Source organism: Halarchaeum sp. CBA1220 (genome assembly GCF_003721175.2).
Classification (GTDB): domain Archaea; phylum Halobacteriota; class Halobacteria; order Halobacteriales; family Halobacteriaceae; genus Halarchaeum; species Halarchaeum grantii.
Genome location: NZ_CP054707.1, coordinates 31,543 through 53,950 on the forward strand (window position 1 = coordinate 31,543; position 22,408 = coordinate 53,950).

The 22,408-nt window shown below is 70.3% G+C and carries 19 protein-coding genes; 8 read left to right on the plus strand and 11 right to left on the minus strand.

All coding sequences use genetic code 11. The annotated features are described in order from the left end of the window. Positions 1–72: 72 nt before the first annotated feature. From EFA46_RS00180 to EFA46_RS00190, 3 genes are read left to right on the plus strand one after another with little or no spacing between them, the layout of a single operon-like run. Positions 73–1,344 carry a glycosyltransferase family 2 protein gene (locus EFA46_RS00180; RefSeq protein WP_123075908.1) on the plus strand — a complete coding sequence of 424 codons (1,272 nt, stop codon included), beginning with the start codon at positions 73–75 and terminating at the stop codon, positions 1,342–1,344. 40 nt (positions 1,345–1,384) lie between these two features. After that, the gene (locus EFA46_RS00185) at positions 1,385–4,030 is read left to right on the plus strand and encodes an AAA domain-containing protein (protein ID WP_123075906.1); all 2,646 of its coding nucleotides are present in this window, start codon (positions 1,385–1,387) and stop codon (positions 4,028–4,030) included. After that, a complete protein-coding gene (locus EFA46_RS00190; protein WP_123075904.1) occupies positions 4,027–4,770 on the plus strand; it encodes an MBL fold metallo-hydrolase in 744 nt (247 codons plus the stop codon). The genes EFA46_RS00185 and EFA46_RS00190 overlap by 4 nt, the downstream gene beginning before the upstream one ends. On the opposite strand, the gene EFA46_RS00195 is transcribed toward EFA46_RS00190, so the two are convergent. From EFA46_RS00195 to rqcH, 4 genes are all read right to left on the minus strand, one after another. Beyond that, on the minus strand, positions 4,767–5,834 hold the full coding sequence (locus EFA46_RS00195) for an mRNA surveillance protein pelota (protein WP_123075902.1): 1,068 nt from the start codon (positions 5,832–5,834) through the stop codon (positions 4,767–4,769). The genes EFA46_RS00190 and EFA46_RS00195 overlap by 4 nt on opposite strands. 78 nt (positions 5,835–5,912) lie before the next feature. Then, the gene (locus EFA46_RS00200) at positions 5,913–6,869 is read right to left on the minus strand and encodes a DUF4013 domain-containing protein (protein WP_123075900.1); all 957 of its coding nucleotides are present in this window, start codon (positions 6,867–6,869) and stop codon (positions 5,913–5,915) included. Positions 6,870–6,949: 80 nt separating this feature from the next. Further along, positions 6,950–7,096: a hypothetical protein gene (locus tag EFA46_RS00205; RefSeq protein WP_158604253.1), complete on the minus strand. Its 147-nt coding sequence runs from the start codon at positions 7,094–7,096 to the stop codon at positions 6,950–6,952. Between the two features lie 63 nt (positions 7,097–7,159). Next, on the minus strand, positions 7,160–9,271 hold the full coding sequence (gene rqcH, locus EFA46_RS00210) for a ribosome rescue protein RqcH (RefSeq protein ID WP_123075898.1): 2,112 nt from the start codon (positions 9,269–9,271) through the stop codon (positions 7,160–7,162). A gap of 150 nt (positions 9,272–9,421) precedes the next feature. Between rqcH and EFA46_RS00215 the strand changes: the two genes are divergently transcribed. After that, positions 9,422–10,366, plus strand: coding sequence for a ketopantoate reductase family protein (locus EFA46_RS00215; protein WP_123075896.1), 945 nt, complete (start codon positions 9,422–9,424; stop codon positions 10,364–10,366). Between the two features lie 47 nt (positions 10,367–10,413). Here EFA46_RS00215 and EFA46_RS00220 read toward each other — a convergent pair whose 3' ends face one another. From EFA46_RS00220 to EFA46_RS00235, 4 genes are all read right to left on the minus strand, one after another. Further along, the gene (locus EFA46_RS00220) at positions 10,414–12,072 is read right to left on the minus strand and encodes a tRNA uridine(34) 5-carboxymethylaminomethyl modification radical SAM/GNAT enzyme Elp3 (protein ID WP_123075894.1); all 1,659 of its coding nucleotides are present in this window, start codon (positions 12,070–12,072) and stop codon (positions 10,414–10,416) included. A 133-nt stretch (positions 12,073–12,205) separates the two neighbouring features. Then, positions 12,206–14,332, minus strand: a complete 2,127-nt coding sequence (locus EFA46_RS00225) for an OB-fold nucleic acid binding domain-containing protein (RefSeq protein WP_123075892.1) — start codon at positions 14,330–14,332, stop codon at positions 12,206–12,208. 120 nt (positions 14,333–14,452) lie between these two features. Then, on the minus strand, positions 14,453–15,070 hold the full coding sequence (locus EFA46_RS00230) for a thymidine kinase (protein ID WP_123075890.1): 618 nt from the start codon (positions 15,068–15,070) through the stop codon (positions 14,453–14,455). A gap of 43 nt (positions 15,071–15,113) precedes the next feature. Next, the gene (locus EFA46_RS00235; RefSeq protein ID WP_123075888.1) at positions 15,114–16,064 is read right to left on the minus strand and encodes an A/G-specific adenine glycosylase; all 951 of its coding nucleotides are present in this window, start codon (positions 16,062–16,064) and stop codon (positions 15,114–15,116) included. A 96-nt stretch (positions 16,065–16,160) separates the two neighbouring features. Between EFA46_RS00235 and EFA46_RS00240 the strand changes: the two genes are divergently transcribed. From EFA46_RS00240 to EFA46_RS00250, 3 genes are read left to right on the plus strand one after another with little or no spacing between them, the layout of a single operon-like run. Continuing rightward, positions 16,161–16,490: a hypothetical protein gene (locus EFA46_RS00240; RefSeq protein ID WP_123075886.1), complete on the plus strand. Its 330-nt coding sequence runs from the start codon at positions 16,161–16,163 to the stop codon at positions 16,488–16,490. A 38-nt stretch (positions 16,491–16,528) separates the two neighbouring features. Then, positions 16,529–17,419 (plus strand): GAF domain-containing protein, encoded by an 891-nt coding sequence (locus tag EFA46_RS00245; protein ID WP_123075884.1) that lies wholly within the window; start codon positions 16,529–16,531, stop codon positions 17,417–17,419. Further along, complete coding sequence (locus tag EFA46_RS00250; protein WP_123075882.1) at positions 17,412–18,065, plus strand: hypothetical protein; 654 nt, start codon at positions 17,412–17,414, stop codon at positions 18,063–18,065. The genes EFA46_RS00245 and EFA46_RS00250 overlap by 8 nt, the downstream gene beginning before the upstream one ends. A gap of 41 nt (positions 18,066–18,106) precedes the next feature. On the opposite strand, the gene EFA46_RS00255 is transcribed toward EFA46_RS00250, so the two are convergent. Together EFA46_RS00255 and EFA46_RS00260 are read right to left on the minus strand one after the other, a co-directional pair. Continuing rightward, positions 18,107–19,483, minus strand: a complete 1,377-nt coding sequence (locus tag EFA46_RS00255) for an aminotransferase class III-fold pyridoxal phosphate-dependent enzyme (protein ID WP_123075880.1) — start codon at positions 19,481–19,483, stop codon at positions 18,107–18,109. A gap of 42 nt (positions 19,484–19,525) precedes the next feature. Further along, entirely contained in the window at positions 19,526–20,860 is a 1,335-nt protein-coding gene (locus tag EFA46_RS00260) for an MgtC/SapB family protein (RefSeq protein WP_123075878.1), read from the minus strand. A gap of 77 nt (positions 20,861–20,937) precedes the next feature. Here EFA46_RS00260 and EFA46_RS00265 point away from each other — a divergent pair, with 77 nt between their 5' ends. Beyond that, complete coding sequence (locus tag EFA46_RS00265; RefSeq protein WP_123075876.1) at positions 20,938–22,104, plus strand: AI-2E family transporter; 1,167 nt, start codon at positions 20,938–20,940, stop codon at positions 22,102–22,104. Here the strand turns inward: EFA46_RS00265 and EFA46_RS00270 are convergent. Next, the gene (locus tag EFA46_RS00270) at positions 22,101–22,343 is read right to left on the minus strand and encodes a hypothetical protein (RefSeq protein WP_123077352.1); all 243 of its coding nucleotides are present in this window, start codon (positions 22,341–22,343) and stop codon (positions 22,101–22,103) included. The two genes, EFA46_RS00265 and EFA46_RS00270, sit on opposite strands and share 4 nt — an antisense overlap. Between the last annotated feature and the right edge of the window lie 65 nt (positions 22,344–22,408).

The window sequence follows — 22,408 nt, forward strand, 5'->3', positions numbered from 1 at the left end:
AGCGGTACGCCACGGGGAGGCTTAAGCGGTACGTCACCGGCACACGGCGGGCGGAGAGCACGGGAAACGACAATGTTCAAGCGACCGCCGTCCCTCGGGGCGAACGTGCCGGCACTCTCCAGCGCGGTGCTCACCGGGCTCGTCGTCCTCCTCTGGGCCGCGTTGCTCCTCTACGGGGCGTCGGCGCTCTGGTGGCTCGTCGAGGTGCTCGCGCTCCGCTCGAAGAGCTACCACCCCGAGTCGTCGTTCGCGCACGGCCTCGAGGAGGTGCAGGTGCGGGTGTTGACGATAGGTGCCGAGGACGTCGTGCAGGCGACGGTGAACAGCGTCCCGGACGGCGTCGCGGACGTCCGCGTCATCGCGGAGAAACCCATCGACGTCGAGGGCGCGCGCGTCCACGTCGTCCCCGAGGGGTTCGAGTGCGCGGCGACGAACAAGGGCCGCGCCATCGAGTGGGCGCGCCGCGAGGTGCCCTGCGAGCGCGAGTACGTGCTCTACCTCGACGAGGACACGCTCGTCACCTCCCTGACGGGTCTGCCGGACGCGGACGTCGTCCAGTTCACGGAGAAACCGATCTACACGGGGTCGGCGCTCGCCTACATCTGCGAGGTCTTCCGGGTCGGCTACCAGATCGAGCAGACGGCGTTCGACTCCCTGCGCTATCCGCTCTACGCGTGGGGCGGCGGCATCGCGTTCCGCCGGGAGATCGAGGACGCGGTGACGTGGGACGTCCCCACCGTCACCGAGGACACGAACTTCGTCTGGCGCGCCGCCGACCACGTCGATCTCGACTTCGCCGTCGTGAACGCGCGCTTCCGGAATCAGGCGCCGCCGTCCGTGACGGCGCTCGTCAAGCAGCGCCGACGCTGGCTCTCCGGGACGATGCAGGACGACACGCTCCCGACGTGGTACACGCCGCTCGCGTACACGCGCGTCGTCGCGTGGGCGTTCAGCCCGCTCGTCCCCGTCCTCGTCGTCGCCGCCTACTTGATTCCGGGGAGCGCACCCGGACTCGAGCTCTACGGCCTCGTCTCGACGTGCCTCCTCGCCGTTCTCGTCGTCTACATGCTGGGCGGCTGCCTCGCCTACCGCAAACACCCGCTCCTCTGGCCGCTGTTCGTGCTCGCGACGCCGCTCGCCGTCGTCACGCACGCCATCGGCGCGCTCTGGGGCGTCATCGCCCCGGTGGAGACCTTCGAGGTGACGGAGAAGGTCACGCCGGAGACCATCGAGGACGTCCACGAGTCGACGATGGAGCGCGGGGATATCGCCGCGCACGACGGCACCGAGCGACTCGTCGCCGACTCGGCCGACGAGTACCGCTGGCAGGTCTTCGACGACTAGAGGCGACAGCGTTTTTCGCCGTCCGCGACTACCGACGGGCGTGACTATCCGGGGGACGGTGACGGACGTCGGCGACGTGCGCGCGGTGAGCACGCAGTACGGCGAGCGCGACCTCGCGGAGGTGACGCTCGACCCCGGCGACGCGCCCGACCGGACGCTGACGCTCTGGGGAAAGTGGAGCGAGACGGCGGAGTACCTCGACGCCGGGATGGACCTCCTCCTCACGAACCCCGAGGAGCGCGAGTGGAACGGCGAGACGCAGTACGCGACCTCGGGCGACTCCTACGTCGTCGTCGAACCGGACTACCTCGTCGACGTGACGGACATCAGAGAATGGGTGCAGTGCCCGCGCCAGTACTACCTCTCGAAGCTCTCCGGCCTCCCGCTGAAGTATCCGGTGACGAAGGGGACGCTCGTCCACGAGGTGTTCGGCGACCTCCTACGCGGACGGGACCTCGACGACGCCATCGACGACGCCATCGACGACGCCGGCCTCGAACTCGGCCTGCTCGGCGAGGACCCCGAGTCGGTCCGCGAGGAGGTGCGCCAGCACGCCGCCGCCATCGAGGGGTGGCTGAATCAGGGCCTCCTGACGGAAGACGACGACTGGCGCTCTGAGTACACCCTCATCTCGGACACGTTCGGCATCAAGGGCCGCTGTGACGCCATCCGGCGGGGGATGCCCGTCGAGTTGAAGACCGGGAAGAACACGAAGCGCGACCCGCGATTCCACGACAAGATTCAGGCGGCGTGCTACGCGCTCATGCTCGAGGAGCGCGGCATCGAGGCCGACACGGGGACGCTCCTCTACACGAAGAACGCGGCCGTCGACCGCTCGGAGGAGGGCGGCGACCTCTCGCCCGCGAAGGAGTTCTCCATCGGCGCCGGGCTCCTCGAGTTCGTGGTGCGCTCGCGAAACCGCCTCGCCGCGATGGAGCACGGCATGTCGGTGCCGACGGGGAAGGAGGCGAACGCGAAGTGCGAGTACTGCTTCGAGCAGGACGCCTGCATGGTCGTCTCCGGGCGCCTCGGACAGGAGTCGAAGGCCGGCCAGATCGGGAGCCTGCTCCCGGAGGCCGAGCGCGACTACTTCGAGGAGCTCTACGAGGCCGTCGAGGCCGAACGCCGCGAGATTCACCGCGAGTACGTGAAGCTCTGGGAGCAGACGCCCGAGGAGCGCGCGGACGACGACCGCGCCGTCATCGGCCTCCAACCCGACGGCCGCGAGGAGCTCGCGGACGGCCGCTGGCGTCTGCGCGCGACCCGGCCGTCGGCGGCGTCCTCGAAGATACGCGAGGGCGACCGCGTGCTCGCGAGCGACGGCGACCCCGTCCACGGCGACGCCGAGATGGGGCGCCTCACTCGCCTCGACGAGTCGGAGGTGGTCGTCACGACGGACGAACCGCTCACCCTCCGGCGCCTCGACGTCTACCCCTCGGAGTACTCGGTCGACGGCATGCTCACCGCGCTCCACGACTTCGTCCTGAAGGGCGACGCACGCCGGAAGGACGTCCTCTTCGGCCGCGAGGACCCGACGTTCCGGGACGAGGAGCACGACGTCGTCCCGAACAACGACGCGCAGAACGCGGCCGTGAACCGCGCGCTGAACGCGGAGGACTTCGCGCTCGTGCACGGCCCGCCCGGCACCGGGAAGACGTACACGATTGCGACGCTCGTCCGCGCGTTCGTCGAGCGCGGCGACAGAGTGCTGCTCTCCGCGTTCACGAACCGCGCGGTCGACAACGCCCTCGAAGCCATCGAGGAGCAGGGCTTCGAGGAGTTCGTCCGCGTCGGCACCGAGACCGGGGTGCGCGAGGACATGCAGGACTACCGGCTGGAGAGCGTCGGCGGTCCCCACGAGCAGGCCGAGAAGCTGGGCGGCGCGCCGCTCGTCGCCGCCACCACCTCCTCGTGTGGCTCGCGCGTCATGCGCTCCCAGGAGTTCGACGTCGTGCTCGTGGACGAGGCGAGCCAGCTCACCGAACCGGGGACGCTCGCCGCCATCAATCGGGGCGCGACGTTCGTGCTCGTGGGCGACCACCACCAGCTCCCGCCGGTGACGCAGTCCGAGGGACGGCTCGCCGAATCGCTCTTCGAGCGCCTCATCGAGGCGCACCCGGAGGCGGGCGTCCTCCTTGAGAGCCAGTACCGGATGCGCCAGCGCATTCAGGCGTTCTCCTCGACGGAGTTCTACGACGGCAGACTCCGTCCGGCGACCGGCGAGGTCGCGACGCAGTCGCTCGCGGACCTCGGCGTCGACTCCTCGCAGCCGGACGTCGTGGACGGCGTCGGCTTCGTCGACGTCACCGGCACGACGGACGCCCACGTCGACCCCGAAGAGGCCGCGCGCGTCGCCGATATCGTCGAGTCCTACCTCGACGCCGGCCTCGACCGCGCGGACATCGGCGTCATCGCGCCGTTCCGAGCGCAGGTCGGCGAGATCGGCCGCCGCGTCCCCGAGGGGGTCGCGGTCGACACCGTGGACCGCTTCCAGGGCTCCTCGAAGGAGGTCATCCTCGTCTCGTTCGTCGCGACCGGCGCCCTCGACGGCCCCATCTTCGAGGACTACCGGCGCTTGAACGTCGCGATGTCGCGCGCGAAGAAGAGCCTCGTCCTCGTCGGCGACGCGGCCGCGCTCGGCACGGACGACTTCTACGCGCGGATGCTCGACTGGGCGCGTCGATGAGGGCGACTCTCCTCGGGACGGGCAGCGCGATTCCGACCGGCGAGCGCGCACAGACCGGCCTCCTCCTCGAGGACGGGGACACGCGCCTGCTCGTCGACTGCGGGAGCGGCGTCCTCGGCGCGCTCGCCCGCGCGGGCGTCACCCCCACGAGCCTCGACGCCGTCCTCCTCACGCACCACCACCTCGACCACGTGAGCGACCTCCTCCCCGTGCTGAAGGCGCGCTGGCTCGCGGACGAGCGCGCCGCGGCCCTCCCCGTCGCGGGCCCGCCCGGCACGAGCGCGCTCCTCGACGACCTGCTCGACGTCCACGACTACCTCGCCGGGCGCGTCGTCGTCGACGCGCGCGACCACGCGCCCGAGGCGTTCTCGCTCGCCGGCGTCGATGTCGAGCCCTACGAGACCGCGCACTCCGCGTCGATGCGCTCGTTCGCGTACTGCTTCGGCGACGCGCTCACGGTGAGCGGCGACACGCCCGCCGATTCCGGCCTCGCGGCGTTCGCGGACGGGACGACGCTCGTCCACGACTGCGCGCACCCGGACGGCGCGGGAAGCGACGCCCACCCGACGCCGACCGAACTCGGTGCGGCCCTCGCGGGCCACGACTACCCCCACGTCTACCTCACGCACCTCTACCCGGCCGCCGACGCGCGCCGCGAGGACGCGCTCGCCGCCGTCCGCGAGCGGTACGACGGCGCCGTCTCCGTCGCCGCGGACGGCGAGCGGCTCGACCTCGGTTAGGTCAGCCGATAGCGGAGGAGCGCCGCGATCCCCCCGAGGTTGCGGAGGCGCTCGCCGGGCGCGAACTCGTGGCTGAACACCGTCACGTCGCCGCCCTGCTGTTCGACGGTGGTGATGACGTCGTTGACGTCGACGTCCCAATCGCCCTCGCCGGCGCGTTCCTTGCGGAGGCGCTCGTCGAGGACGAGCAGCGTCTCGACGGCGCCGAAGTCGGCGGCCTTCGCGACCTCCTCGATGCCGTACGCGACGGGTTCGTCGGTTCCGAGGCGCTCCATCAGCTCGTCGATCAGCTCCGACTCCTCGGCGATCCGCGTCTCGGCCTGCACCTCCTCGACGGCGCCGCGCTTCAGGACCTCGTGGACGCCGCGCCCGCCCGCCGCCGACGTGTCGACGGTCGTGACGCGCTCGACGAACGCCATGTTCTCCTCCTCGAAGTAGTCGAGCGCGTCCTGCTTCGTGAAGCCGGGGCCCGCGAGGATGACGGCGTCCGGGTCCATCCGTTCGAGCGCCTGACCGAGCTCGGCGAAGAGCTCCTCGCGTCCGCGCGCGTACTCGCCCTTCCCGGTCGTCCCGGTGAACGACCCGGACTCGTCGACGCCGTACTGCTGGACGGTGTGGATGTAGGCCTCGCCCTCCTCGATGGTGGCGATGGCGACCTCGGGCTGGTCGGCGGTTTCGACGGCCTCCTCGACGCGCTCGATCTGGTCGGGCTTCCAGCGCTTCGTCACCTCGATCTCGTCGAACTCCTCGACGTTCAGCGTGTGATGGAGGCCGAGCTGGTCCTCGCGCGAGCAGTCCGTGATGACGCCGGAGACGCGGAGGCGGTTCGCGAACTTGTGGAACTCGACCTCTTCGGCGTCGAGCGCGATCCACATCGGCTCGCGCTGTCCGCCGGTGTCGCGCATCTGGTCGTCGTTGCGCTGGATGCGCCGCGTCGTGTCGCCCGCGACGCGGTCCCCGGGTTCGAGGACGTACGCGAGGTGCCAGAGGTCGTCGAGGCTCTCCGGGAGGAGCGTGATCTTCTCACGCCCACCCTCGCGCGCCTCGCGGTCCTTTATCTGCATGCGTCGAACTCCGGGTCGGCGGGCCTTGTGTCCTGCGTTGCTCACGCGTCGCTACGCGACGCGTTCGGCAGGTCCGAGCTATTCGCGCCGCTCCTCGCCGTCGCTGTCGTCGCTCGCGTCGGGTCCGTCCTCGACGCGCTCGACCGCGTCCGTGGTGGGCGGCGTGCTCTCCTCGGCGTCGCTCGACTCGCTGTCGTCCGCGGCCGACTGCGCCTTCGTCTCGTAGGAGAGGGCCCCGTAGCCCTGCTGGCGGTCGTCGTCGTCATCGTCGCCCGCGCCGCCGTCCTCGTCGTCGGATGCGCCACCGTCCTCACGGTCGAGGCCCATCGCGTCCGCGTACGCTTCAGCGTAGCAGTACCACGCGACGACCTGCGCGTAGAATATCACGAAGACGCCGACGAAGAAGACGACGAGGAGGGCCTGTCCGACCGCGTTCCCGACGAAGAAGACGACGAGCGCGAGCAGCCACCCGACGAGATACCGCGTGTTCAGCGTCGCCTCCTTCAGCGTCGCTATCGAGAACGCCGCCATCACGTCGTCCTCGCGCACCCAGTTCGCAACGGCCGCCGGGTAGACGTAGCCGACGAGCACGCCGTAGACGGCGAGCGCGAGGAACACGAGTGCGGTGAGCGCGAACCCGAGGAGCGAACTCGTGTTCGGCGACCCCTGCATCGCGTACGTGAGGACGACGGCGATGATGGCGAAGAACACGACGCCGATGACGACCGGGATCGCGTAGACGACGCCGACGAGCACCATCTTCAGGCCGTCGACGAAGAGCGCCGGCCAGTCCTCGAACGTCGGCGGGTCCGGGTCGCCGTCGAGGCGGTGGCGCACCACGTCGACGAGGTAGCCCTGAACGAACACGCCCGGAACGAGCGCGAACGGCAACACGAGCAGGCCGACGAACACGAACGAGAGCAGGACACCGAGACCGGCGGCGACGAGCGCCGCGATTGCGAGACCGCCGCCGATGAGGAGCGTCGCCGTCGACTCCTCGCCGCGCAGCGGATACTTCAGGGCGTCTTCGAGCATACGCGAGACGACGCCGGGCGACGTGAAAAGCGTGGGGTCCGCTCCGCCGTGTCGGCTCGTCGCGACTCCGGGGAATCGCGTTACTCGCGCGTGCCTGTTTCAGCGCTCGCGCCCTCGCTCGCGCTCGGCGTTTCGGCGTCGCGTGGCGACGCCTCCTCCTCACGCCTCCCTTCGGTCAGCGTTCGGTGGTTGGCAATCCCTGCGGGACCGCCCTCCGTCTCACGCATCGCGCCTTCCGGCGCTCCGCGTTCGGGTGTTCGGTCGCGCCCTCGCTCGCGCTCGGTTGCGACCTACTCCTCCGCGATGCGGCTCCCGCCCGGCGGCATGAACTTCTGAATCTCGTCGGGCGAAGCGACCTTGCGGACGAAGGACTCGTCCGTGAAGCGCTCGCGGAACTCCCGGTAGACGCGTTTGGCGGCGTCGCCCTGCGCGAACTTCCCGGGTTCGAGGGACACCGTCGTCTCCGCCTCCCCCTCGATGGCCGACGGCGGCCCGCCGACGACGCGCGTCGACGGCTCGCAGGTGATCCCCACGGAACACCCCACGGGCGTGTTCTCGAAGTACGTCCGGTCGCCGCGAATCGTGAACCCGCCCTTCGAGAGGTACTCGCCGGACTCGGCGGTCTTCGACACCTGCTCCGGCATCACCATGTAGGCGTCGCCGGCGCCCCGGCCGTCCTTCCACACCGAGGAGTACGTCACCGCGAACTGCGCGGCCTCCTCGAGCGAGCTCTCGGGGAGCTCGATGTCCTGGGAGGGCTCGCTCGGTGCCGAGGTCTTGAGGACGGTCACGGGGCCGCCGTGGGCCTGCGCGTGGAAGAAGCGGTCGTAGCCGTCCATGTACTTCTCGACGATCTCCTCGTTCTGCTCGGCGTTCCGGCCGCCGATGACGAGGAACCCGTCGCTCGTTCGGAACCAGCGGAAGCGGTCGTACCACTGCTCCTGCTTGCGAACCGGGATGGACGCACGCGAGAGCCAGTCGACGTTCTCGGGCTCTTCGTCGTCTTCCTCCTCGTCTTCGTGCTCCTCCTCGCTCCACTCCTCGCGGCGGCGCTGCCACTGCTCGAGTTCCTCGCGGGTGTCCGCAATCGCGGAGAGCGCGCCCTCCTTCTTCTCCTGAATGCGCTTGGCTTCCGTGTAGAGGCCGTCCGCGTTCTTCTCGACGCCAGCCTCGGGGTCGAGCGAGATGGTGTGCCCGTCGAGTCGGAGGCGGACGAGGCCGTTCTCCGGGTCGACGCCCGCAACGTGCTCGGCGGCCTCGATGCCCTGCTCTTTGCCCTCCTCGAAGCGCGCCTCGACGTCGTCCCAGCCGTAGCCTGCGCGCCGGGCCTGCCGGACCGTCGAGAGCACCTCGTCCACGAGGTCGTAGCGCTCGTAGAGGAGTTCGGCCTTCTCGCGCTCGGTTTCGGCTTGCTCCTCGAAGTTCTCTATCGCGCCCTCCTGCTGTTCGATGATGCGCTCGCGCTTCGCGATTTCCTCCTCGAAAGCGGGCTTCGACGTCGTCTCCTCGCCGCCCTCGTCGGCCTCCGTCTCGAGGTTCGTGAAGTAGTCGTCGAGCGCGTCGTTGAACGAGTCGAAGGCCTCCGAGCGGAGGTCCGCGCGCTCCTCCAGAGGGAGCGGCGTCACGTCGACGCGTCGCTCGGCATCGTCGTCCTCCTCGTAGTACACCCGTGGATCGGTGCGGCCGGCATTCACGTCGTCGAGGAGGCGCTCCATCGCGTCGTAGATGGCCTCGAACTCCTCGTCGCCCGCCTCCGCGATGTCCTTCGTCTTCTCGACGCCGGCGCGCGTGCAGAGCTCCTCGCCGTAGAGGCCGCCGAAGTTGAGTTGGGTCGCGACCGTCCGCACGAGGTCGGTGTCGGACTGGCGCATCCGCTCGGCGAAGCGCTCGTAGTCGAGGTCGAGCGGGTCGAGTCGCGACTGCGGGAAGCCGTACTGGCTCCCCGGCGCGACCGTCCGGGACTTGAGGCGCACCGTATCGAGGGAGTCCACGACTTCGCCGTTCTGGTCGAGCACCGCGATGTTGCCGTCGCCGAACAGCTCGGCGATGATGGTGGTGTCCTGGTCCTCGCGGCGGAACTCGAACTCGAGGATGCGGTCGAAGCCGTGCTGGCGGACCTCGTGGAGGTTCGCGCCGGAGAGGCGGTTGCGGAGCATCTTCGCGAAGTTCGGGGGTCTGCCGGGCGCGTTCGGCACGTGCTCGGGGCGCGCGACGTTCGCGCGCTTCGTCTCCCCGACCTCGACGAGGAGTTCGACGCGACCCTCGTCGAAGTCCCGCATCTTCAGGCGGACGAGGTCGTCGCCGTAGAGGTAGGCCTTGTCGACCACCGCGCCCGCGTAGCCGTTCAGTTCCGCGGTGAGCGCGACGAGGTCGACGCTCGTCAGTTCCCGCTTCTCGTCCATGATACCGGTCCTAACAGCCTCCCACCCTTTTGTACTGTGGTTACGTGGTCCCGGAGGGATCAGGGGAACGCGAGCGGGGAGTGAAACGACCCGCGAGCCTGTGCCGCCGACTCCCGCATCCCTTTGTCCGACGGCGCCCTGCACTCGCGTATGGAGATCGCTGTCTACGGCGCGGGCGGCGTCGGTGCGTACTACGGCGGCCGCCTCGCCCAGCAGGGCCACGACGTGACGCTGATCGCTCGCGGCGACCACCTCGACGCCCTCCAGCGGGACGGGCTCACCGTCGAGAGCGTCGCGGGCGACTTCGCGCTCGACCTCCCGGCGACGGACGACCCCGAGGACATCGGCGAGGTCGACGTCGTGCTCGTCTGCGTGAAGTCCTTCGACACCGAGGCGGTCGCGGGGCACCTCGACGCGTTGCTCGGCGCGGACTCGGCCGTGCTCTCGCTACAGAACGGCGTCGAGAACGAGGCGGTGCTCGCGGACGCGGTCGGAGCGGAGCGCGTCTGGGGCGGCGTCGCCTACATCTTCTCGACCATCAAGGAACCCGGCGTCGTCGAGCACACGGGCGGGCCCGCGAAGATCGTCTTCGGACAGTACCACGACGTCGCGGCGGAGCCGCCGGCGCGCTCGGCGCTCGCGGACGCCTTTCTCGACGCCTGCGAGAGCGCGGCGGGGATGACCGCCGACTACACCGAGAACCTCCACGGGACGCTCTGGGACAAGCTCGCGCTCATCTGCGCGCAGGCCGGCCTCACCGCGACGACGCGCCGGCCGTTCGGCGACGTCCGCGAGAACGAGGCGTCGTGGCGACTCTACCGGCGCGTCATGGAGGAAGTCGTCTCGGTGGCGCACGCCGAGGGCGTCCGCTTCGAGTGGGACCCGGTGAGCAAGTGGTTGGACGCGATGGAGGCGATGGACAACGAGGGGAACTACTCGAGTCTCCACTACGACCTCACGCACGGCAAGCGCATGGAGCTCGACGCGCTCCACGGGAGCGTCGTCGGGCACGCGCGCGAGCACGGCATCGACGTCCCCGCGAACGACGCCGTCTACGCGATTCTCGCGCCCCAAGCCGCCGCGAACGACGGCTGAGGAGTCGGAGACCCCGACGGGCGCCCGCTCGCGTCGCTCGCAGTGGTCTACAGGCGCTTCGAGACGTAGGGGCCGTCTTGGTGGTAGCCGAGCTTCCGCTTGTAGTACTGGCGCGCGCCGATGCCGGAGATGACGGCGAGCTTCTCGTAGCCGGCGTCGCGGGCGCGCTCCTCGGCCTCGCACATTAGCCGTCGGCCGTAGCCACGGTGTTGCTGGTCGCCCTCGCCGCTCTCCTCGCCGACGCTCACCGCGTCCCCGTAGACGTGGAGTTCGCGCAGGAGCGCGGCGCCCTCCAGTTCCTCGCGCGCCACTTCGCCGGGGAAGCGCAGGCGCGCGAAGCCCACCAGCAGGTCCTGCTCGAAGTCCTCGAAGCTGATGAACTGCTCTTGGCCACCGGCGGCCTCGTACTCGATGGTCCCCATCTCGACGGTCTCGGGCTCCGCGTCGTTCATCCCGACCTCACGACAGCGGATGCACTCGCACTCCCAGCCGTGCTCGTCCATCTTCTGCCACGCGAGCTGGCGGAGGTTCGACTTCCAGACGCCCGCGTCGATGAAGTCCGCCGGGATGTCGCGCTGGACGCGCTGGAGGCGAACGTAGCGCGGGAGGTCCTTCATCACGCGCGCGACGAGCTCGGCGGCCTGCTCGTTCTGGAGGGGGTCGAAGTCGTCGCGGCGCCACTGGTCGTAGACGCGCGTGCCGCGCACGACGAGCGTCGGGTAAATCTTCAGGTAGTCGGGGCGCCACTCGGGGTTGGCGAAGAGCCGGCGGAAGTCCTCCTCCACCATCGCCTCCGTCATCCCGGGCTGGCCGGGCATCATGTGGAAGCCGACCTTGAACGCCGCGTTCCGCAGGTTGCGGTTCGCGTCGATGGAGGCCTGATTCCCGTGCCCGCGATGCATCTCCCGATTGATGCGTTCGTACGTCGTCTGGACGCCCACCTCGACCTTCGTCCCGCCGAGGTCGAGCATCCTGTCCACCTGCTCGGGGTCGCACCAGTCGGGCTTCGTCTCGAACGTCGTCCCGATATTGCGGATGTCCCCGAACTCGTTCTCCGTCTTCACGTCCTCCAGATACCGGAACTCGTACTCCTCCTCGCTCTGCGCGAAGGAGACGCCCTGGGCGGGCGCGGGCTCGACGTCGAGGTCGTGGTCGTTCAGCGCCTCGAGGCAGCGCTTCACGAACCACTCCTGGTAGTCGTGACTGCGCGCCGTCATCGTCCCGCCCATGATGATGAGCTCCACCTTGTCGACGGGGTGGCCGATCTCGCGGAGCTGGTTCAGCCGGAGCGTCACCTGCCCGTAGGGGTCGTAGTCGTTCTGCTCGCCGCGCGCCGCCGCCGGCTCGTGGCCGGTGTAGGACTGCGCGCTCCCGAACTCGGAGGCGGGCCCGCCCGGACAGTAGAGACACTTCCCGTGCGGGCAGAGGTGCGGGCTCGTCATCACCGCGACGGGCGCGACGCCCGAGGCGGTGCGGACGGGCTTGCGCTGGAGGACCTCCTCTAACTCCTCGCGCCGGCCGTCGGGCGCGTGATCGAGCAGGTCGGTGTGTTTGGGCACCCGTGCGACCGAGTACTCCGAGCACACCTCGAGCTTCGCGCTCTCCACGTCGTCCTGCCCGACCTCGCCCGAGAGGATGCGCGAAACGAGGGCCTCGCACGCCGCCGCGAACGCCTCGCCCTCGCCGCTCTCGGCCTCGCTACTCATTGGGAGTGAATCAGCCGGTCGCGACGCAAAAGGATGTCGTTGGGGGGTCGAAACGCCGACCGGCGCGAACGCGCTTACTCGCCCGTCGGTCGCGTCGCTCCCGCTCGCTTTTCGCGGACCCGAAGGGTCCGCGTTACTCGAGTTGCGCGACGATGGCGTCGACGGCCGCCTCGACGACGGCGTCGCGCTCGCCGCTCAGGAACTCGACGCGGCCGTCCTGCGCACCGCGCGGGACGACGCCCGCCTCCGGGAGCTCCGCCTTGACGGTCTCGCCGACCGCGCGCACGTCGACGTCGCCCGTCGAGCGCACGCGGAGTTCGTCGCTGTCCGCGCCCACGAGGACGTACTCGCCGTCGGCGCGCTCCCGATAGAGCGCGTCGAGCAGGAGGTCGACGGGCGGGAAGTCGTAGCGGTGGGTGTAGCTGTCGACGTCGAGGACCTCGACCGTCGCCGCGCCCGCGTCGCGCGCTTCGAGGTGCGGCTCGGCGGTCTCGAACTCCGTCTCGAGCTTCTCGCGGAACTGCGAGCCGATGTGGCCGACGAGGCTCGTGTCCGCCTCGTCCCAGAGGAGGTCCGCGACGATTTCGCGCTTGTCCTCGTAGGCCTGATAGAACGCCTCGAGAGCGAGCGCGTCACGGACGTCCGCGACCGTCTCCGCCTCGTAGCCCGCCTCGGCGGCGAGGTCCGCGTAGACGGCCGGCGTCTCGCCCCAGAACGGGATCGCGGGGAGGTGGCCGATGTCCGCCCGAACGTCCGCGTTCACCATTCCCGCGAGGTGCGCGGCGAGCACGCCCGTCGAAACCGGCGTTTCGCCGTGCTGCGTGGGGGAGACGAGGACGTCCGCCGCGTCGGCGGCCTCGCCGTCCGCGTAGCCGCCGTCGAGCGCGACCGTCGGCGCGTCGTAGATGTCGAGCAGGCCGAGGCCGTCCACGGACTCGCGGGTGCTCCCGGAGCCGACGAGGACGAACAGCGGGTGCTTCTCGTCGTGGCGGTCGGCGGCCTCAAGCATCGACGTGACGTCCTTCGTCGCGTCGTCGAGCGTGTAGAAGCCGTCGTCGAGCGGCCGGCGGTCGACGTAGTGGTACTCGGCGTCGCTCGCGGTGTGTTCCTCGCGGACGAGCGGGAGGACGGCGCGCTCGATAGCGGAGCCACCGACGTAGCCCTCGACGTCCGCCGTGTGCCGGACGATGACGGGGCGGGACTCGATGACGGCGCGGCGGATCTCCGTCGCGGCCGCGACGAGGTCGTCGTGCACGACGTCGATTTCGGCGTCCTGCACGAGCAGCGTCTCGTCATCGGGGCTCGCGCGCTCGGTCACCTGTGCCTCGAGGCGGTCCTGAACGGCCTGCGCCTCGGCGCCCGTGAGGACGTCGAGGGCGTCCGTCTCGACCTGCAGTTCGCCGTGGTGGCGCTCGACCTCGCCGACGAGGTGGACGACGTCGCCCGCCTCGACCTCGGGGTAGGCCCGGACGCCCGCTTCGACGAACGCGGCGGCGTCGACCGTCCCCGTCTCGTCCGTCAGCTCGAAGACCGTCGGGCCGGAGGTCTGGCGGACGCCCGTGACCTCGGCTTCGAGCGCGACGTCGTCGCCGACGTGCTCGTCGAGCGCGTCGATCTGGACGCGCGCGACGTCGGCGTCGGCGCCCTCGGAGGCCTCCTCGGCTTCCGTCTCGGTCTCCGGTTCCTCGGCTTCCGGCTCCTCCGGCTCCGACTCCACGGCCGGTTCGTCGGCCGAGTCGGCTCCCGCCTCGTCGGCCACATCGGGCTCCGGCTCTTCGGACTCCGATTCCTCGGGTTCCGCGGCCGGTTCGTCGGCTGTCTCGGTCTCCGGCTCCGCCGAGTCGGTCGCGCCGGGCGGTGCCTCGGACTCGTCGTCGGGGAGTTCGGCGTTCGTCGGTGCGTCCGGGTCGTCGATGAGCATCCCACGGAACTCGCGTTCGGCCTGGCGGATCGACCACGAGAGGTCGACGTTCCCGTTTCCGTGGACGTCGTCGACCTGCACGTAGACGGTGTCGCCGGGCTCCCAGTCGAGCGCGTCGAGGCGCTGGGGAATCTCGCTCTTGTGGAGGAGGCCGGTGACGTTCTCACCGAGGTCGACGAAGACGCCGAACTCGGCGAAGCCGTCGACGCTCCCCTCGTAGTAGCGTCCGGATGTGAGCTGCTCAGGTTTCGAACCGCGGAACTCGAAGACGGCGTCCTCCTCGTGTGTCTCGCAGATATGACCGTCGGTGGAGACGCCGCAGATGATACACGAACCCATTTAGCGGAGACAAGTCCCCCTTCCCTAAACGACTGTCGAAAACGCGCGCGTGTCAGCCACGCGAAAACCGCGTCCGCCGTCGGCGTGCGCTCGCGCCCGTCCATCGACGGCACGCACCGCTCACCGCTCGCGCGTCGCGGCGTCGACCGGCGCGTCGCGCCTGACCTCGTGGCAGTTCCGACAGCGCGCCTCGTAGGCCTCCTCGGCGCCCACGACCACCGTCGGGTCGTCGTAGTGTGCGGGTTCGCCGTCGACGAGGCGCTGGTTCCGCGTCGCCGGCTCGCCGCACTGCGTGCAGATCGCCTGCAGTTTCTCGACGTACTCAGCGACCGCCACGAGCTCGGGGACGGGATGAAACGGCTCGCCCCGGAAGGTCTGGTCCGTCCCGGAGACGACGACGCGCCGGCCGTCGGCGGCGAGTTCCTCGCAGACCTCGACGAGTGCGTCCGGGAAGAAGTTCGCCTCGTCGATGGCGACCACCTGCTCGCCGTTCAAGTACTCCGGAATCGAGCGGACGCCCTCGACGGTGGTCTCGACGACGGTCGCGCGCCACGTCGACCCCGCGTGCGAGCCCAGCGACTCCTCGCCGTAGCGGTCGTCGATGGCGGGCGAGAACGCCGCGACCTCCTGTCCGGCGATCTCGGCGCGGCGGAGGCGACGGAGCATCTCCTCGGTCTTCCCCGAGAACATACACCCCGTGATGACCTCCACCCAGCCGCTGTTCGTGATGGCGTGCACGCCACGACGGGAGACGGGCGACGGGCAAAACGGTTTCTCTCCCTCACTCCCGGAGCCGGACGACCGTCTCGCCGTCGCGCTCCGCGAGCTCGGCGAGGCCGTCGTCCGCGAGGTCGTCCACGAGCCCCCGAAGCCACTCGCGGCCGTACTCCCCCTCGGGCGCGTAGTCGACGCGGACGCGCGGGCCGAGCGTGTCGAACGCGAGCTCGCCGTGCCGGGAGAGCGCCTTCACGACGCGCCCGCGCATCTGGCGGCGCGACCCCTCGAAGGTCGGCTGCTCGGGGACGTCGGGCGCGGTGAAGTCGCCGGTCTCGTAGGCGTCACACCACGGCCGCCACGGACAGCCCGCCTCGTCGCAGCTCGGGGTCTTCTCGCAGGCGACGCCGCCGAGCTCCATGATGGCGTTGTTCCAGACGCGCGACTCGCCGGCGGGCATGAGCGCGCTCGCGACGACCTCGAAGGCGTCCGCAGAGTCCGGGACGCCGAAGGCCCGATGGAGCACGCGCTTGACGTTCGTGTCGACGACGGCGTTCCCGTTGTCGAACGCGAAGGACGCGACGGCGTTCGCGGTGTAGGGGCCGACGCCCATCAGCTCCTCAAGCTCGTCGGGGTCCTCGGGGAACGCGCCGTCGTACTCGGAGACGACCTGCTGGGCGGCCTCGTGGAGGTAGCGCGCGCGGTTGTTGTAGCCGAGCGAGTGGCCGGTCCAGAACCCCACCACCTCGGAGCGCGGCGCGGCGGCGAGGTCGTGGACGGTCGGCCACTGCTCGAGGAACTCGTGCCACGCCGTCTCGACGCGTTGGAGCTGGGTCTGCTGGCTCATCACCTCGGAGACGAGTATCTCGTAGGCGTCCGTCGTCTCGCGCCACGGGAACGAGCGGTGGTCGTCCTCGTACCACGAGACGAGCGCGTCCTGCACGGCCGCGACGTCACCGGGGAGACAGTCCCGCGGGTCGGCGGCGGTGTCGCCCGTCTCGGCGTCCGCATCCGTCATGTCCCGCTCTCGGGGTGGCGCGCGCTTAGGGGTGGCGACACGAGTCGAAGTCGCGCCGTCGAAACCCCCTTCCCGCCGCCGCGAGAACACGGCCGTATGAGTCTCGACGACCTCGTCGACGACGTGCAGGACGCGAACAGCGCGCTGAAGACGGCCGAGTTCGACCTCGACCGAGAGGCGCGCACCGAACTCGCGATGCTCGTCGCCGCGCTCGACCCCGAGGACTCGGACGAGCTCGTCCGGCGCGCGATCCACGCGCTCTTCGACTCCTACGTCCAGTCCGGCAAGCTCGACTTCAACCTCCGCAGCGAGTACGACACGACGTACGACGAGTACCTCGCGGGGATGAGCTACGACGAGATGGCGGGCGCGGGCGGCCAGGGCCTCCCGCAGAACGAGGAGGAGGGGCGCCGCTACCAGTACTAGCCCCACCATTCAACAGCCCCGGCGGCGAAGTGCGAGCGATGATCCTCTGTGTCGACCCCGACGCGGACGCGCTCGCGGCGACCCGCGACGCGCTCGCGGACGCCGGGTACGAGACGGCGACGGCGGGGACGGCCGCCGAGGCGCACGACGCGCTCGACGCGACTGACTCGGACACCCTCGACGCGCTCGTCACCGAGTACGAGCTGCCGGACGGCACCGGCCTCGAGCTCGTTCGCGAGGTCCGCGAGCACGCGCCGGACACCACCTGTATCCTCTTCACCTCGACGCCCGTCACGGACGTCGACACCGCCGCGTTCGGCGACGTCATCGCGGACTACGTCACGAAGGACGACCCGGAGTCCCGCGCGGAACTCCGCGACGTCCTCGAGCACGCGCTCGCGTTCCAGTGCCAGACCGCCTACCCCCTGCCCGAGGACGAGGACGCGCGTCTCGCAGCGCTCGAGCGATACGCGCTCGACCCCGACGCGCTCGGGGGCTCCCTCGACCGACTGGGGGAGCTCGCGACCGCACTCTTCGACGTGGAGGCGGCCGCAATCGGCCTCATCGACGCCCACGAGCAGCGCTTCCTCGCCTGCCACGGTATCGCGTTCGACCCGATAGAGCGCGAGGAGACGGTCTGCACGTACGCGCTCCTCGACGAGGACGTGACGGTGATCGAGGACGTGCGCGAGGACCCGCGCTTCGAGGCGAACGAGGGGCTGCGCGCGGCCGGCATCGCGTTCTACGCGAGCGCGTCGCTCGTCACGCCGGACGGGCAGGCCATCGGGACGTTCTGCGTCTACGACGACGAACCCCGGTCGTTCGGGGAGCGCGAGCGCGAACTCCTCACCATGCTCGCCGACGAGGCGATGGAGCAACTCGAGCTCCGGCGCGAGCGCGTCGAGGGCGGGGGTGGTGCCGATGCGTGAGGGCGCCTACGGATTCGAGGGGCTGCCGCTCGCGGACGTCGAGGCGGGCTCGAGCGTCCTGATCGCGGGACCGCCGCACGGCGGGGCGCGGACGCTCGCGCTCCGCATGCTCGCGGGGGCGGCCGAGGAGGGGACGGTGGTCGTGACGACGAACCGCCGCGCGGGGCGGCTCGCCGGTGACTGCGAGCGCGCCGGAATCGCCATGGACGCGGAGCGCACGGCGATAATCGACTGCGTCGGCGGGGAGGACGCGGACGTGTCCGCTCGCGTCCTCCCGGTCTCCGGGCCCTCGGACCTCACGGGAATCGGGATGCGCTTCTCGGACGTCCACCGCTCCTTCGAGCGCGCGGGCGTCGACGGCGTCCGGACCGGCGTCTGCTCGCTCTCGACGCTGCTCTCGTTCGGCGAGCTCCAGTCCGTCTCGCGCTTCGTGCACACGCTCGTCGGCCGGGTGGACAGCGTCGACGGCCTCGGCGTCTTCCTCGTCGACCCGGCGATGCACGACGAACGCGCGCTCAGCACGCTCTCGCAGTTCTGCTCGGGTCGCATCGACGTTCGGGAGGGCGAGGACGGCGCGGAGCTCCGCGCGCGCGGCCTCTCCGGGCAGTCCCGCGAGTGGGTGGGCTTCGACGCGACGCTGGAGTAGCGTGCCCTCGACAACGGCCGCGACGGCGCGTCGCGTCGGGCTTAGACGACGTCGCCGCCCTCGTCGTCGCCCGCGCCGGCCTGCGTGACGCGCGAGTCGTCGAGGGCGTCCGCGAGGATGGCGAACCCGAGGTCGATTTCGCGCTCGGTGGCGTCGAGCGGCGGGAGGAGTCGGAGGGTCTTGTGCCCACAGCCGAGCGTGAGGAGGCCGCGCGTCAGGCAGGCCTTCATGAGCGCGCCGCGTCGCTCCTTCGAGTCGAGTTCGATGGCGAGCATGAGGCCGCGCCCGCGAACGTCGGTGACGTACTCCGAATCGAGGTCGGTGAGGAGGTCGATGAACTGGCGGCCGCGCTCGCGGACGTTCGCGAGGAGGTCGTGCTCGTGGATGGCCTCGATGGTGGCGACGCCCTGCGCGGACGCGAGGAGGTCACCGGCGCCCCACGTCGAGGAGAGCCGGCCGGTCTCCTCGGGGAAGAGGTTCTCGTTCGCGACGGTCGCGCCCACCCGAAGCCCCTTCGCGGACGTGATGACGTCCGGGTCGAGGTCGAGGTGGTCGATGCCCCACATCTCGCCGGTGCGGCCGAGACCGGACTGGATCTCGTCGCTGATGACCTTGAAGCCGTGCTCCTCCTTGGCGGCGGCGATGTCGCGGGCGAACTCGTCGTTGGCGACGCGGTAGCCGCCCTCGCCCTGCTGTGGCTCCAGAATCACGAACGCGAGTTCGTCGGCGGGGACGGGCCCGCGCGTGGGGTGGAGGGCGTCCGCGAGGCGGTTCCCGCCGGGGCCGTCCGTCTTCCACCCGCAGGTGCACTCGCCCTCGCAGGCGCAGTAGGGGAGGCTGAGGACGCCCGGCACCTCCGGGAAGCCGCGGCGCTGGACGGCCTTCGAGCGGTTGAGCGAGAGCGCGCCGAGGGTGCGGCCGTGGAACGCGCCGTCGAAGGTGACGCCGCGATGGCCGCGCTCGGCGTAACAGATCTTGATGGCGTTCTCGACGGCCTCGGCGCCCGAGTTGGAGAGGAACGCGGTGTCGAGGTCGTAGTGGCTCGTGGCGTCCGTGAGCCGGTCGAGCAGTTGGGTGGGTCCGGGGAGGTCGGGGTCCTCGACGCTCCCGCCGCCGCTGACGTAGAAGTCCTGCCCGGCGATCTTCATGGGGTCGACGAGGTCGAACGACTCGAGCTTCTCGAGTATCTTCGGGTTGTTGTAGCCGAGGGGCGCGGAGGCGACGTGCGCGGTGAAGTCGAGGAGGACGTTCCCGTCGACGTCCGTACAGAAGGGACCGACGGCGTCCTCGGTGATGTCCCAGACGAAGTCGTAGACGTAGGTGCTCGGGGCGGCGTGCTCGTGGTGGCGCTCGACCCATTCGCGGGCGCGCTCACCGGGGAAGGAGTCGACGCTGACCTCGGCGGTGTCCCTGTCCATACCCCATCTGGGACTGGCGCCCTCCTAAAGACCGCGACCGCGCTACACGAGGAGGACGGCGACGCCGGCGGCGGCGAGGAGGCCGGCGCTCGCGGTGACGACGCCGCGAGCGAACGCCCGGTTCGAACTCGCGGCGGCGAGGCCGGCCTTCACGACGATGCTCGCGCCCGTGGCGAGCATGACGGCGACGGCGGCCTCGTTCGCGGCGAGTTCGCCGGTGCGATAGAGGACGACGGCGGAGGTGGCGACGCCGGCGGAGGAGACGAGGCCGGAGCCGACGGCGGTGACGTAGAAGCCGAGCGCGCCGAACGCGCCGCGCGCGAGGCCGCTCCCGGCGACGATGAGGAGGAAGATGGCGCCGAAGCCGAGGGCGTTGCGCAGCGAGAACGGGCTGGAGAGTTCGACGTCGACGGTCGTCCGCCAGTCGGCGACGGCGTAGGCGACGGCGACGCTCCCGAGGACGACGACGGCGAGCGGGACGCCGACGGCGACGAGCGGCGGGTCGGCGTAGCCGAGCGTGAAGACGACGACGATGACGAGGTTGCGAAGCGCCATCGCGGCGTTCGCGAGGAGGACGCCCGCGACGGCGTAGTCGGCGGCGTCCTCGTCCCGGGAGACGTGATCGAGCATCGTCCCGACGACCGCCGTGGAGGACGCGAGGCCGCCGAAGAAGCCGGTGACGGCGATGCCGCGACTCCCGTAGGCCTTCACGACGACGTAGTTCGCGATGCCGATGCCGGCGACGAAGACGACCATCAGCCAGACGACGCGCGGTTCGATCTGGACGCCGTAGCTCGCGACGCCGAGCGTGTACGTGCCGGCCGGGAGGAGCGGGTAGACGACGAACGCGATGATGGCGAACTCGGCGGTCGAGCGCAGTTCCTCGGCGGAGAGGCCCCACGCGAGCTCGTGGAGCTCGCGCTTGAAGACGAGGAGGAGCGACGAGGTGACGGCGACGACGGTCGCGGGCAGTATCTCGCCGAGGCCGACGAGGAGGCCGACGCCGTACGCGACGAGGAGGCTGACGGCGGTGGTGAGGTGGAGGCTCGTCTCCGCCCCGCCGGAGCCGCGACGCAGGCCGTCGAGCATCAGGACGCCGGCGAGGACGACGACGAAGCCCGCGCCGACGGCGGAGAGGGCGGGGAGACAGCCCGCGTCGATGACGCCGTCGATCGGGGTGACGCCGCACATCGCGGCGTCGAAGGTGGTGAAGACGGTGCCGAGGACGCTGATGAGCGCGAACGTCCGGATGCCGGCGGCCTTCTGCGACCACTCGCGCTCGAGGCCGAGGAACAACCCGAGGCCGACGGCGACGCCGAGGCGGACGACGCGGCTGTCGATGGGGGCGGCGGCGAGCGTGCTCGCGAGGTCGACCACGACCACCGTACTACGGGTCGCGGGAAAAAAGACACCGGTGTGGGTGGGTTTTTGCCACCCGAGGGTGACGTGTCCGTATGGACTCGAGGTGGGACATCGACCGCGCCCGACTCGGCTGGTGGGTGGCGGGGCTCGCGCTCGCGAGCGTCCTCGCCTACGTCGTCTACTCGTTCATCGGGACGTTCGTCTTCGGCCTCTTCATCTACTACGCCATCCGGCCGGTCTATCGGCAGCTCCGGACGCGTATCCGCCCGCCGTCGCTCGCGGCGGCGGTGAGCATCGTCGCGTTCGCGCTCCCGGCGCTCCTCCTCCTCGCGTACGTCTCCGCAATCGGCCTCCAGGAGTTCAACGCCTACCTGACCGCGCATCCGGACAGCTTCGAGCAGCTGGAGACGATGCTCCAGCCGTACATCGACGTCTCGAGCATCGTCCAAGACCCCCAGTCGATACTGGACTCGCCGGACGCGCTCGCGGCGGTCCGGCAGATACTCGAGGCCGCGCAGGGCTACCTCGGCTTCTTCGGGAGCGTCGCGATCCACGCGTTCATGATGCTCATCATCGTCTTCTACCTGCTGCGCGACGACCAGCGCCTCGCGTCGTGGTTCCACCGGCGCTTCGACGACGCGGACGGCGTCGTGCACGCGTACGCGAAGCGCATCGACCGCGACTTCTCGATCATCTTCTTCGGGAACATCCTGAACGCGGTGATGACGGCGGCTATCGGCGGCATCTCCTACAGCCTCCTCGATTACGCCGCGCCCGCAGGCGTCGGGATCCCGTATCCGGCGCTCGTCGGCCTGCTCGTCGGCATCGCGAGCCTCGTCCCCGTCGTCGGCATCAAACTCGTCTACGTCCCGGTGAGCCTCCTCCTGCTCTTCCGGGCGTCGAGCGCCGCGCCGGGCGCGTTCTGGTTCCCGGCGGTCTTCGTCGCCGTCTCCTTCGTCATCGTGGACGTCATCCCGGACCTCGTGTTGCGCCCGTACGTCTCCGGGCGGAACCTCCACCTCGGGATGGTGATGCTCGCGTACACGTTCGGCCCCCTCCTCTTCGGGTGGCACGGCATCTTCCTCGGGCCGATGCTCCTCGTGCTCGTCGTCCACTTCGTCCGCCTCGTCCTCCCGGAGCTGCTCGCGGGCGCACGCATCGAACCCGAGGCCGTCGGGCCGTCCGTGGTCACCGCCGACACCGTCCAGACGTCGCTCGACGACGTGGCGGCGTCCGTGAAGTCGGGCGAGGACGACTAGTCGAGCTCGGTCCCGTCGCGCGGGCAGTAGCGGACCTCGGGGTCGCTCGTCGCGTACCCGCACTCGGGGCAGGTTCGGCGCGGAAGCGGTTCGCGTTCCTCGTCGCGTCCGCGAAAGAGCAGGGGGACGAACGGGACGAGCAGGAAGAAGAGGACCCAGCCGGTGTAGTAGTAAATCGCGACGCTGACGGCGAGCGAGGCGAGCAGGCCGACGAGCGCGGTGGCGTGTCGCGACTGCATGCACGCGTCTACGGCGAGGTGGCGTTTGTCGATGGCGGACGACGCTCGCGTCCGCGACCCGGTCG